Below are 13,275 nucleotides of genomic sequence, written 5' to 3'. Positions count from 1 at the left end.
GACTTCCCTGCGGATGAGAGCGCGGGGACGTACCGTCAACTAGTGCTCGATCTGTCCGGGCCTCAGGCCCCGCAGTCCCCTGAACCGACAACGCTCGGCGTCCTGCGCGGCTCAGGACATCAGCACCGGTCCGTACGCACCGAACTGCGCAACAACACCCTCGCCCGGATGGCGGATGGTGAGAACCGGTTCCCCGGCATCCTCGGCTTCGAGGACACCGTGCTCCCCCAGGTCGAACGCGCCCTGCTCGCCGGGCACGACATCGTCTTCCTCGGGGAACGCGGGCAGGGCAAGACCCGCCTGATCCGAACCCTGGTGGGGCTGCTGGACGAGTGGACACCGGTGGTCGCTGGTTGCGAAATCAACGATCATCCCTATGCTCCGGCGTGCATCCGGTGCCGGCTGTTGATCACCGAATTCGGCGACGACACCCCGGTCGCCTGGAGGCACCGCTCCCAACGGTTCGGCGAGAAACTGGCCACACCGGACACCAGCGTCGGTGACCTGATCGGCGACGTCGACCCGGTCAAGGTCGCGCAGGGCCGTACCCTGGGGGATCCGGAGACCGTCCACTACGGCCTGATACCACGCACCAACCGCGGCATCTTCAGCGTGAACGAGCTTCCCGATCTGGCCGAACGCATCCAGGTCTCGCTCCTGAACGTGCTGGAGGAACGCGACATCCAGGTCCGGGGGTACCTCCTGCGGCTCCCGCTCGACCTGTTTCTCGTCGCCTCGGCGAATCCCGAGGACTACACCAACCGGGGCCGGATCATCACCCCGCTCAAGGACCGGTTCGGCGCCGAGGTCCGCACTCATTACCCGCTTCGCCTGGGCGACGAGCTGGCCCTGATCCGGCAGGAGGCCGTGCTGTCCTGGCGGGAGTCACCGCTGGGCCTTCCCACTGTGCCTGAACACCTGCTCGAGGTGGTCGCGCGCTTCACCCGGCTGGTGCGCGACGCGCCACAGGTCGATCGCCGCTCCGGCGTATCGGCCCGGCTGTCGGTGGCCGCCGTCGAGACCGTGGCCGCCTCGGCGGTGCGCCGGGCCGCGCTGGCCGGCGAGAGCGTCCCGACGGCGAGGGTCGTCGACCTCTCGGCCATCGTGCCGGCGGTCCGCGGCAAGATCGAGTTCGACCAGCTGGAGGAGGGGCGGGAGGATGAGATCCTTGCGCACCTGCTGCGGCGGGCGCTCGCCGAGACCTTTCGCGCCCGGCTCGCCGGAACCGACCTCAGCGGTCTGCAACGGCGTTTCGAAGTGGACGGCCCGGTCGAGACCGGCGATCTCGTCCCGGCGGCGGAGCTGCTGCGGCGAGTGGGCCCGGTGCCGGGGTTCGCCGCGATCCTCGGCAGGCTCGGCATCGACGGCGCGGAATCGCCGGGGCTCGCCGCGGCTGGGCTGGAACTCGCCATGGAAGGGCTGCACCTCAACCGGCGGCTCGCCAAGGAGGAGCTGCCGGGCCGGACGGTGTACGGCGGATGAGCGCCGGGACCGGACCGGCGGGATTCCGGTACGGCCCGTGGGGCGGCGGTCCCGATCCCCTTGCCTACCCGTTCGACGTGGCGGGCGCGCTGGACGAGATGTCCGAGCACATCCTCAACGGCAGAACCCCGCGGGAGGCTCTGGACGCGCTGCTGCGCCGCGGCACACACAACCACCGTGGCCTGGAAGATCTGCGCCGCCAGGTGGAACAGCGCCGCCGCGAGACCCGCGCGCGCGGCCGCCTGGACGGCACCCTGAAACAGATCCGCGAATATCTTGACACGGCCGTCGGGCAGGAGCGGGCCGCGCTGTTCCCCGACCCTTCCGACGACGCCCGCCTGCGCGAGGCTGAGCTCGACGCGCTGCCAGGCGATCCGGCCCGAGCCGTGAACGCGCTGGCGGATTACGAGTGGCGGTCGCCCATCGCCCGCAAGACGTTCGCGAAGATCTCCGACCTGCTCCGCCGCGAGGTGCTCGACACCCAGTTCCGCGGTATGAAACAGGCGCTGGAAAACGCCACCCCCGCGAGCATGGCCCGCGTGGCGGAGATGCTGAACGCACTCAACAGCATGCTGGAGGCGGATGCCCGCGGCGAGCACACCGATGCGGTCTTCGACGACTTCATGCGCTCCTTCGGTGATTTCTTCCCGGAGAACCCGCGCTCGCTGGACGAGCTGGTGGACTCGTTGGCGCGGCGTGCCGCCGCCGCCGCGCGGCTGATGGCGGGCCTGTCCCCGCAGCAACGGCAGGAACTGGCCGATCTGATGGCGACGGCCATGGCCGACATGGGCCTGACGACCGAGCTGTCCCGGCTGCGCGATGCGCTCCAGGCCGCCCGCCCCGACCTCAGCTGGGGCCAGTCCACCCGCGGCCACCTGCGCAGCCCGATGACCGGCGACACCCCGCTCGGCCTGGGGGAGGCCACCAGCGTGTTGCAGGAGCTGGCCGAGCTCGATGAACTGGCTGCCGCGCTGTCCCAGGACTACGCCGGGGCGTCGCTGGAGGACATCGACCCGGACGCGGTCGCGCGGGCGCTCGGCCGCGATGCCGTCGACGATCTGCGTGCCCTCAGGCAGATCGAAAAGGAGCTGGAACGCCAGGGCTTCGTGACCCGCAACGCCGGCCGGCTGGAACTGACCCCACGGGCTGTCCGGCGCATCGGGCAGACCGCGCTGGCCCGTATCTTCCGCCGGCTGGACGCGCACGGACGCGGTGACCATGATGCCGCTGACGCCGGTGCGGCCGGCGAGCTCACCGGGACGTCCCGGCCATGGCGCTTCGGCGACACCCAGCCCATCGACGTGGTCCACACGATTCGCAACGCGGTCCTGCGGGCGGGGCCGACCGGCCCGGACGGAGCGATCCGCCTGGAGGTCCGCGACTTCGAGATCGTCGAGACCGAACGCCGGACCTCGGCCGTGGTGTGCTTGTTGGTCGACCTGTCCTACTCCATGGCGCTGCGCGGGACGTGGGGGGTGGCGAAATCGACAGCGCTCGCGCTGCACACGCTGATCAGTACAAAATTTCCGCAGGACACGATCCATCTGGTCGGTTTTTCCGACTATGCCCGCCTGCTGCGCCCGGTGGAGCTCGCCGGGCTGGACTCCGAAGTGGTGCAGGGCACCAACCTCCAGCACGCACTGATGATCGCGGGCCGGCTGGTGTCGAAACATCCGGATTCCGAACCGGTCGTACTTGTGGTCACCGACGGCGAGCCGACCGCGCACCTGATGCGCAACGGCACACCCGCCTTCTCCTGGCCGCCCGCACCGGAAACCCTTGAGTTGACGCTGGCCGAAGTGGACCGGCTGACCCGGCGCGGCGCAACGATCAACGTGTTCATGCTCGACAGCGAACCGCGGCTGGTGCAGTTCGTCGACGAGGTCGCGCGGCGCAACGGCGGCCGGGTGTTTTCCCCGGATCCGGCGGCTCTGGGCCAGTACGTCGTCCGGGACTACCTACACGCACGTGGCGGACGACGTTCCCACCGGTCCCGAACCTGAGGCTTCCGACGGGGTGGGCATCAACACCGCGTTACGGTTACGGCCGGCCTTCTTCGCCCGATACATGGCAAGATCCGCGTTGTGAACGACGACCTCCGGGAGGCTGTCGGCCGACTCCGCCACGGCGATGCCGATGGTGGCGTCAACGCTGACCACCGCCACCCCGACGGACATAGGCCGACGGATCGTGTCAAGTAACCGGTCCGCGACGGCGTGAGCCTGCGTATCGTCCGCATCGCACAGCACAACGGCGAACTCGTCGCCGCCAAGGCGGTAGACCACATCCTCCTCCCCGCGCGCCCGGCCCAGCCGGGCTCCGATGATCCGCAATACTTTGTCTCCAACGTCATGACCATAGGTGTCATTCAGCGGCTTGAACCGGTCAAGATCAATAAATAGCACCGCGAACGTCGAGACCGCACCGTCCGCGGCGATGCCGTGCAGGCGCCGGACAAAGGCAGCCCGGTTCGGCAGCCCGGTGAGAGCGTCATGGCGGCCCTGGTGGCGCAGCTGATCCTGCAAGGCCCGGCGTTCGCCGATTTCGTGACAGGTCAGTACGATGCCGGCCGCCTCCGGCTGATCGCGCAGGTCGCTTGCCTCGATGTCGAACCAGCGATACCCACCGTCAAAAGCTCGTAGCCGGACGTCGCGGACCGCGGCGGTACCCACCTCCCTGGCCAGCCGCCAGAACTCCGCCAGAGTGACCAGGTCCTCCGGATGGGCAACGCTCAGTAGCTGCCGGCCGGCATAGCACGGGGTCCGGTATCCGAGCAGTACTTCAACAGCGGAGCTGACAAAGGTGATGCGGCCGTCCTCACCGCTGGTAAGTACAAGGTCATGCGCGTTGTGGAGCAGCGCTTGCAGCCGTCCTTCTTCGCGGCGCAGTGCCGCTTCCCGCCGACCGCTGAGAACGGTGAACCCGATGACCACGGTGGCGATACAAGCAAGCAGGCTCACGTCACCGCGCAACCGGCCGGACCGGATGTCTCCGTAGAAGCCCGAAACCGGTTGCTGGAAGATGACGTACCCACCGTCGGCCAGGCTTCCGATCACGGCGGCGAGCGTGACCTGGCCATCGGCTCCAGCCGGGTGGATCTGCCTGGCCGCACCGCCCCGCAGGCCGGCCAGGTCGTGCTGGAAGGCCAGCTGGTGCCCGATCAGCGCGGGGTTCCAGGAGAACATGACCGCTCCGGCGGAGTCCACAATGGAGAAGCCACCCAGGCCGGGCCCGAGCATGCCGCCGGCCGCCAGACTGGCCTGGGTCGGTGAGTCCCGCAGCGACTCACCCATGACGAGAACAGCCACTGGCTGGCCTGCCCGGATCACCGGGATGGTGACGTAGTCACGCGGGACGCCGTCGACAGTCATGACCGGTGAGTTGCCGGCCCGCCCACCGAGCGCGGTCCGCCAGGCCTCGTCCAGCGGGCCGATCGGCAGCGGCGTGGCGGACGGCTGCAGCGCGGCCAGGGTTCCCCCGCTGGGAGAAGCCAACGCCCAGACATAGTTCTTCCCGCCGAAGCCCGATGCGGCGAACGACCGCAGCAACTGGGTGTCACGTGCCTGGTCAGTCAGCGACCAGGGGACCTGCGAAGCGGGCCCGATCAGGCGCTGCGGGTCGGCGATGCGCGCGGAGAAGTCGGCCATGATGGTCGTGAGGCCTGTCCGCTCGGCCATGCGCCGGTGCTCGGCGCCATAACGCGCCTGCGTCTCCAGCCACAGGATGACCGTGACCAGCATGAGCAGGACGCCGCCGCTGACCAGGGGAGTCAGCAGGCGATCAAACCCATGGCGGCCAGCCCGGCCGGTGGGCGCCGGCCGGCCGGATGCGCGGCGGGGTCGGTCAGCCGTGCCGGCCGTGGGCTGGTGCGGCACGGTCGGGTGCGGTTCGCTAGAAAGATCAATAACGGGAATCTGTGACCGGCCCACGACGCCCGGCGTGCCCGCTGGCGCGCTGGGCCGCGCGGCGGCCGCCACGACGAACCGGCCTTTGCCTGACCGCTTGGCCTCGTACATGGCCTGGTCCGCGACGCTCAGGAAATGTTCGGGGGCCTCCAGCGGCAACGTCGAGGCCGCGACCCCGATACTGACGTCGACCTGAACGACCGAGGTTCCAACCGCTATCGGAGCACGGATGGATTTGATCACCCGGTCGGCGACCGCGCCCGCTGACGCCTCGTCCGCACCCGCGAGCAGGATCCCGAACTCGTCGCCGCCGAGCCTGGCCGCCACATCACCATCGCGCAGCATCCGGACGAGACGCTCCGCGACGATCCGCAGCACCACGTCGCCGGCATCATGACCAAGGCTGTCGTTGACCGGCTTGAAGTGATCGAGGTCGATGAACAGGAGCGCGAATGGCGCTCCGCCCGAACGAGCGGCACCGGCCGCCGCCGCCAGCTCGCTGGTGAAGAGCGTCCGGTTGGGGATACCGGTGAGCGCGTCGTGTGACGCCTGATGGCTGAGCTGATCCTGTAGGCTCTTGCGCTCCCCTGTCTCATGGCAGGTGACCAGCACACCGGCCAGCGCCGGATGGTCGGTGAGGTCACTGGTCTCCAGGTCGAACCAGCGCGTGGCGCCCGATGCCATGGTCAGTCGCACATCGAAAGCGGTGCCACCGCCTGGCTCGGCAAGTAACCGCTCGATCCGCTCCACGTCATCAGCGTGCGCGAAGTCGGTCAGCGGGTAACCGAGCCAGTAAGCGGGGTCATAACCAAGCAGGTCCCAGACGGCCGGGCTGACAAAAGTCATCGCCCGGTTCTCGCCGGCAACCACGATGATGTCCCGGATGCCGCCGAGCACGGTGTGCGCTCGGGCTCGGCCGCGCTTGGCGGCCCGCTCCCGGCGCAGCCTGAACGCGACCAGCCCGCCCAGACAGACGGCACAGATAACGAACAGAAGCAGATCATAGCGACGCTGCTCGGCCCGCGGATCAGCGAACAGGCGCGCGGTGGGCTGCCGGAAGATCGTCGTGTAGCCGGTCGTCCGCTGGCGGGCAGCGAAAGTAGTCACCTGTGCCGCGCCGCGGCCTGATGTCCATACCCGGACCGTGCCCGGAACCAGGCCCGTGAGCTCCGCCGGTGCCAGCAGACGCCGGCCCCGCGACGCCTGGTCCGAGGATGAGAGCGTGACGCCCATGGCATCAAGATCGCTGAATCCGCCGGGAGCACCGGCGAACGCGACAAGCTGCTCATTGCGCCGCTGGGTCACCGCCTCGTCGGCGACCTGTACCAATATCGCCCACGGCGGCCCAGCACCCACCGGCACAACCGTGGCCCGCACGATCCGGTCATCCAGCACGAACACGGGCGACACGGCCGCACGGCCAGCGAGCGCGGCAGACCAGGCCACACCAAGATCAGATATCGACAGCCGATGCCCCGCGGGAAACGCGGCCCCAGGCGTGCCCGCCGGGTCGACAAGGGCGACGAGCAGGCTCGGATCGCCAGCGGGCGTCAGTTGGAACTGCCGCAGCAGCAGCGCGTTGGAATCAGGCTGGCCCGGCCTGAACGACAAACGCTCGACCGCTGTTCGCAATTGTCCCGGATCATAAATATTCGACGCATTTTGGGCGATTCGTTCAACCAGTCGAGAACGGTCGGACAATCGCTCCCGTTCGGCCGCTCGCAGACCTGCTTTCCCTACCACCAAGACGAGCAGCGCAAGCAGCACGATCATCGCCAGGCCGGCGACCAACGGGGCGAACCATCGCGGTCGCCCACGCTCGACCGTCCTACCAGCGAAGCCGAGTTGTCCACCGAACCAGGCGGGACGGCTGTCAGATACCGGACCTGTTCGAATGACCCTTACCCCTCGTGACAGCCAGTCGGATCAGCAGTCGGTCATAACAACGCAAGCAATATGCGAACAAGAAGCAGGGATTTTATCCAATTCCTACTTCCGTGTAATGATACAACGTCATGCCGTCACATACCCAGCGAGCACCCCGGTATCCACCTGATCCGTAACGGAAAGTAACAAGGATGACAGTTGTCGAAACACGTCGATCCCCAAGCGCCGGCTGTCACATGCGACTACGCGATAGCGGTCCTACCTGCGGACCTGGCCGCTTCACCGCGGTGGACCACATCGTCGATCTTGTCCAACAGGCGCTCCCAGACCTGGCGCGGGAGATCGTGGCCCATTCCATCGATCTCCAGCAACTCCGCGGCCGGGACGGCGGCCGCGGTGAGACGCCCGCCGGCAACCGGAATGAGCGGGTCGTTCGTACCGTGCACGACCAGGGTCGGAATCGTCAGCTGGCCGAGCTCGGCCGTCCGGTCCTCGGCAACCAGGATGGCGATCAGCTGTCGCACCGGCCCCTGCGGGTCATACCCGCGGTCCCATGCCAGCCCGGCCCGCTCCCGCACCCACGCGCGGTCGTAGGGGAACTCTCCGGAGCCGATGACGCTGTACGCCTCCTCGGCTCCGTCCATGAACGCCTCGCGGTCCGCCGCAGCCGGGCGCAGCAAAGCGGCGGCCGCGGCCGGAGTCGGCCAGCTTTCCGCATGGTTGCCCGTGGTCGAGGAAGCCGACGTCAGACTGCGCACACGGCCGGGAAAGCGCAGCGCAAGCGTCTGGGCGATCATGCCGCCCATGGAAATCCCGAAAATGTGCGCGGACTCCCAGCCAAGAGCGTCCATCAGACCGGCGGCATCAGCCGCCATGTCCAAGAGCCGGTAGGGAACGACGCCGGCGTCCCCGGACAGCGCGGCCATAAGATCAGGTTGCCCCAGATGGCCGAAATGACTGGAAAGCCCGACGTCTCGGTTGTCGTAGACAACGACCTGGAAGCCCCGGCGCACCATCGCGCGGAGAAGATCAGGATGCCAGCCGACAAGCTGCTGGCCCAGCCCGCTGACGATGAGAAGCGGCAGGCCGCTGGGGTCACCGTGCAGCTCGTACGCGATTTCGATGCCATTGGCCTGAACCGTGCCCATAGACGGAAGGTAGCGAGCGGTCGCCGCTGACGCTCGCAATCCATCGAACTTCCACCAAAGGTCACCCATACGCACGCAATCGAGCACCCAGCCAGGACCCGAACAGTCGGGACCGAACAGCCGCCGATGAACGCCTCCTCGCCGATGGCGGACGTGACCATGACATCACCAGCAGACCTTCGGCTACCTTAAGTCAATCAGCTGATGCTCAACGTGATATTCGGGGGGACGAATATCGATGCTCTTCCCGACAATCGAGTTTGCCGCGTTCTTCACCGCGGTCATGGCGGGCTCCTGGCTACTGATGCCCCACCCGCGCCGGTGGAAGCTCTTCATCCTGGGCGCGTCATACTTCTTCTACGCATATGCCGATAAACGGTTCGTTGTGCTCCTGATCGCCTCAACCGCCGTCAACCAGACGGCCGCACTCGCCCTGGCCCGCTGGCCGGACCGGCGCATCCTCACCGCGACGATCGCGTGCGATCTGAGCCTGCTCGGCTGGTTCAAGTATTATGGCTTTTTCGCTCTCTCGGTCGACCGGATGCTCAACCGCATCGGCCTGCCCGCGCCGCTCCCGCTGCTTCAGGTCGCGCTGCCGGTCGGCATCTCCTTCTTCACCTTTCAGGCGATGTCATACGCCATTGACGTCCAGCGTGGGCACATCCGCCCGGCGAAGACGATCGACTTCGCTGTTTACCAGGCCTTCTTCCCACATCTCGTGGCCGGGCCAATCGTGCGGGCCAGTGAGTTCATCCCCCAGCTGGCCACCCCGCGCGACCCGGGCCAGGTGCCGGTCACCCGAGCTGCCTTTCTGATCGTCGGCGGCCTGGTCAAGAAGACCGCGCTCGCGGATCTGCTTGCCACACAGATCGTCGATCCGGTCTTCGACACCCCGAGCCAGCACTCGTCGCTGGAGGTACTGGTCGCGATCTACGGCTACGGCGTGCAGATCTACTGCGACTTCTCCGCCTATTCGGACATGGCCATCGGCATTGCCCTGCTGCTCGGCTTCAGCTTCCCGGACAACTTCGACCGCCCGTACACCGCGGCCAGCCTGCGCGAGTTCTGGCGACGGTGGCACATAACCCTTTCCCGCTGGTTGCGGGACTATATCTACCTACCGCTGGGAGGCAACCGGCGCGGCCCTCGGCGCACCTACGCCAACCTCATGATCACGATGGTCATCGGCGGGCTGTGGCACGGAGCGGCCTGGACCTACGTCGGCTGGGGCGCTCTGCACGGGATCGGGCTGGCGGCAGAGCGCAGATGGACCGAGCATCGCCGGCCACCCGCTCACATGCCATCGCGGGGAGCACACCGCCCGATTGCTCCAGCGGGAGCGGCGACCAGCTCGACCAGCTCGACCAGCGCATGGCCGGAGGTGCCGCCGCCACGGACGCCGCCGGTGGACGGCGGCCGTCCCGAAGCCCGTATCGACGCCGAAGCCCATGCCCCGGCGACCACCATAACGATCTCCACGGCGACCGCCGCCACCGCCGTTGGATCGGCCGCCCGGACATCCCGGATACGTTCGGTCATGTGGCTGTGGCTCAGGCGCCTGGCCGTCTTCCATTTCGTCTGCGCGGCCTGGGTCCTGTTCCGTTCCCCCAGCCTCGGGGGCGCCATGGACATCTTCGTCCGGCTGCTGACGGGATCAGGACCGGCGCCCCTCGTGACGGGTACCGTCCTGTTCGCCATCGCCGCCGGGCTTCTCACCCAGCTCGTCCCGAAAAGCTGGCGGCTGCGCGCGGCGGACATTTTCGCTCAGCTCAGCGTCTTCGGCCAGGCCGTCGTCATCGCCGGGTGTGTCCTGGTCGCCCACGGAATTGTCGGCCGGCAGGATGTAGCGCCATTTATCTACTTCCGTTTCTGAGTGATCGGCGCTGGCAGTCCTGCGCTGGCAGCCCTGCGGGGGCTGTTGGCTGCCAGGTGGATGCGTCGCGAGGCATCCGAAACACGCCGTAAACGATCCGCGGAGCCGCCGGAGGAGCGAGCAGAAACATGATCATATGTTCTCTGGCAGCCAGCCTCACAAGCGCCGGGGACAAAGCAGCAGCACAGTGGATGAAAGCAGCGGGCCGCACCGGTCAAGCGATGACGAAGAGCAGGTTCCAACCTTGTTGGGGGGCACGATGAGCGAGCTGGAGCCGATTCAGGAGCCGGCGGCCTGCGGGCACACGCACAGCGATCCGAAAATCCAGCTGAACACGGAGACAACCGCGCTGCTCCCCGGCACACGACATGCCGGGCGGATGGATGCCGATAACGCCCGCCGCCCGCCAGGGGCCGCGCCCGGCGGCACGGTGTCAGCCAGACAGGCATTCAGGCTTGTGGTCACCAGCCTCAGCCTGCTGCTCGTCCTCGACGCCGCCGGCATGGTCCATGCCGGCGAAGGCATGTCACCCGGGCTGATCCGCAGCATCGTGCTCGGCGTGGGGCGTCCGCTCGACCGGATCACCAACGCGGTCGGGCTCGACGCAATCCCCCGGGAACTCGCGTCGGCATTCGGCCATGGCGGGGCCTCCGCCAGTTCGTCGGAGCTGGCGGCCACCGACCCGACGGCTCCGCCACCACCCGTGCTGCAGGCTGGCACCGACAGCTCCGCCCACGCGGGTGCCGCCGAGCACGGTCTCCCGGCAGCGCGTCCATCCGCGATGCCCGCCGCGGCGAAACCCGGATCCGCTGGGCCGTCCCCCGCCGCGCCATCCGCCCCGGCTGACATGGCGATACCGCCGCGGCGCCATCCCGACGCCGCCAACCCGCTGCGTCTCCTGGTGACCGGAGACTCGCTGAGCGACAGTATCGGACCGTCGATCGTGCATGGCTCCAACGGGACCATCCACGCGGACACCGACACCCATGCCGGCACCGGCCTGGTGCGCCCGGATTTCTTCGACTGGGCCGTTCACGCCCGCGAGCAGGTCACCAACAGCGATCCAGAGGCGGTTGTGGTCGCCCTCGGCGGCAATGACGCACAGGGAATCACCCTGCCGGACGGCAGCACACTCGCGACCGGATCACCCCAGTGGCTGGCCGAGTACCGCCGACGGGCGATCGTGGTCATGCAGATCTGGTCAGCGCAGGGCAGGCGGCAAGTCTACTGGATGAGCCTGCCCCCGGCCCGCGAGCCCACCCTCAACGGCTATTACCGCCAGCTCGGGGACGCCGCCGCGGATGCCGCCCGGAGAGTTCCGGGCGTCCGTTTTGTCAACATCAACAACCGTATGTCAAACAATGGCGCCTATACCAGTTACCTCGCCGACGACAGCGGACAGACCGTGCTGGCCCGCTCCACCGATGGTGTGCATCTGACCCTTGATGGCGCCCGCATCGTCGCCAATATCTTCATAAAAGAGATCAACACCGACTGGCACATGATATCCTGAGACATCTTCCCGGGATGGCTACCCCTACCTGGAAGGCCCGATTATGGTGAACTCAGGTGCCTGTTTCAGAACCGGGGCCCATCGAGGTCCAGGCGAGCGGCCCGTACCGCCGACCGAGCCCGCTCCGCGATATCACGGCGAGGATTCACGGCATCCTCGCCGACATGACCAGAATTGTCCTGGAGCAACGTCTCGACCAGGTCAGCGGCCAGCACAACGATCTGGTCCGCAAGCGCATGGTCGGCCAGCCGCTGTGGGGTGACATCGGCCGGCGCGCCAGAGCCTGCCTGATGGCCCAGGTCCGCGAGGTCAGCGGCAAGAGCACGCACCCGATCGGCGCGGGTGCCCTGGAGAGCTGACCGCCGCCGCCAAGAGCCCGGCGTCCACCCGTGGATCCGGTCGTACAATCGGCTCACCTCCTGAACCAGATCCCCGGTGAACATGAGGTCCGTATCGGTCACGGACGAAGGTTATCCCGTAACAGCCGTGGCGGGTCTTGCCGTTGTCCGACTGGTGGTGCACGCTCCTTCCATGGTTCGTTGACCAGTGCGTACTGGAGGCATCAATGTCACAACAACGCTCCGAAGAGACCCACCACAGCCTTATCGAACGAATTCCCAGAATCACCGGACACGACGTCGGCCACTGGTTGGGATGCCTCGACCGCGGACCAGGCCTCCTGCGCTTCTCCGAACGCGTGAACTGGCTGCAGGATGAACATGGCCTTCCGCACTGCTATGCGGCGGCCGTCGTTCACGAGGCTGATCTGCGCCGACGGGCAATCCGTACATGACCGGCGGACTCGCCCGGTCCGGCCTGCCAGCGACCCAGCCGCCGCGCGGCGCCCGCGGCCAGATCCGCACCGCCTGTGCTTCTCCCTGGTTGCCGGACGCACGAAGAACCGCGAGCCCGTGACCTTTGGGCTGCTGAGTTCTACACGGCTCCCGCACCACCGCGCAGGGGGCGGCCGGGTCGCCAGTCACCGGAGTCAGATCGCCTTTCGCCAGGATGGCGAGTAACAGGCGCGGTGGCGTCAGGCCGTTTGAACGAGAATCAATCTATGGACATCGAAGCGGCGCGGGCCTACATCCGCGACAATCAGCACGCCGTTCTTGCGACGTTTCGCCGGGACAGTACCCTTCAAATGTCACCGGTCGTAGTCGGCGTGAGCACCGGTGGTGCACTCATCATAAGCAGCAGGGAAACGGCCTACAAGGTCCACAACCTGTACCGGGATCCACGCGCGACTTTGTGCGTATTCCCGGACGCCTTCTACGGACCGTGGGTTCAGGTGAGCGGCCGAGCGATGATCATCTCACTGCCCGCGGCTATGGAGAGCCTCATCGACTACTATCGCTCACTGTCCGGTGAACATCCCGACTGGGACGACTATCGCGCCGCCATGATCCGCGACCAGCGCTGCGTGATCAGCATTGAGATCGACAGCGCCGGTCCCGACCACTCCGG

General features: G+C 67.4%; 9 protein-coding genes. 7 read left to right on the top strand and 2 right to left on the bottom strand.

Going from position 1 to position 13,275, the window contains the following annotated elements; genetic code table 11:
- The first annotated feature begins 42 nt into the window (after window positions 1–42).
- Together MJ785_RS06655 and MJ785_RS06650 are read left to right on the top strand one after the other, a co-directional pair.
- Complete coding sequence (locus MJ785_RS06655) at window positions 43–1,482, top strand: magnesium chelatase (protein WP_239309286.1); 1,440 nt, start codon at window positions 43–45, stop codon at window positions 1,480–1,482.
- Window positions 1,479–3,485 (top strand): VWA domain-containing protein, encoded by a 2,007-nt coding sequence (locus tag MJ785_RS06650; RefSeq protein ID WP_239309248.1) that lies wholly within the window; start codon window positions 1,479–1,481, stop codon window positions 3,483–3,485. The genes MJ785_RS06655 and MJ785_RS06650 overlap by 4 nt, the downstream gene beginning before the upstream one ends.
- Here MJ785_RS06650 and MJ785_RS06645 read toward each other — a convergent pair.
- Together MJ785_RS06645 and MJ785_RS06640 are read right to left on the bottom strand one after the other, a co-directional pair.
- Window positions 3,441–7,178, bottom strand: coding sequence for a diguanylate cyclase domain-containing protein (locus MJ785_RS06645; RefSeq protein ID WP_239309246.1), 3,738 nt, complete (start codon window positions 7,176–7,178; stop codon window positions 3,441–3,443). The two genes, MJ785_RS06650 and MJ785_RS06645, sit on opposite strands and share 45 nt — an antisense overlap.
- 338 nt (window positions 7,179–7,516) lie before the next feature.
- Window positions 7,517–8,422, bottom strand: coding sequence for an alpha/beta fold hydrolase (locus MJ785_RS06640; protein WP_239309284.1), 906 nt, complete (start codon window positions 8,420–8,422; stop codon window positions 7,517–7,519).
- Between the two features lie 238 nt (window positions 8,423–8,660).
- Between MJ785_RS06640 and MJ785_RS06635 the strand changes: the two genes are divergently transcribed.
- From MJ785_RS06635 to MJ785_RS06615, 5 genes are all read left to right on the top strand, one after another.
- Window positions 8,661–10,295, top strand: coding sequence for an MBOAT family protein (locus MJ785_RS06635; protein ID WP_239309244.1), 1,635 nt, complete (start codon window positions 8,661–8,663; stop codon window positions 10,293–10,295).
- Window positions 10,296–10,554: 259 nt separating this feature from the next.
- Window positions 10,555–11,808, top strand: a complete 1,254-nt coding sequence (locus tag MJ785_RS06630; RefSeq protein ID WP_239309242.1) for a DUF459 domain-containing protein — start codon at window positions 10,555–10,557, stop codon at window positions 11,806–11,808.
- A gap of 56 nt (window positions 11,809–11,864) precedes the next feature.
- The gene (locus MJ785_RS06625) at window positions 11,865–12,167 is read left to right on the top strand and encodes a hypothetical protein (protein ID WP_239345686.1); all 303 of its coding nucleotides are present in this window, start codon (window positions 11,865–11,867) and stop codon (window positions 12,165–12,167) included.
- Between the two features lie 206 nt (window positions 12,168–12,373).
- Window positions 12,374–12,601, top strand: coding sequence for a DUF4287 domain-containing protein (locus MJ785_RS06620; RefSeq protein ID WP_239309238.1), 228 nt, complete (start codon window positions 12,374–12,376; stop codon window positions 12,599–12,601).
- Between the two features lie 267 nt (window positions 12,602–12,868).
- Window positions 12,869–13,275 (top strand): PPOX class F420-dependent oxidoreductase (locus MJ785_RS06615; RefSeq protein WP_239309236.1); only part of this gene is annotated, 407 nt, incomplete at its 3' end.

This window comes from Protofrankia sp. CiT1 (genome assembly GCF_917627335.1).
GTDB lineage: Bacteria > Actinomycetota > Actinomycetes > Frankiales > Frankiaceae > Protofrankia.
The sequence above is the reverse complement of the archived record's forward strand: the minus strand, read 5'-3'. Positions and strand labels throughout refer to the sequence as shown.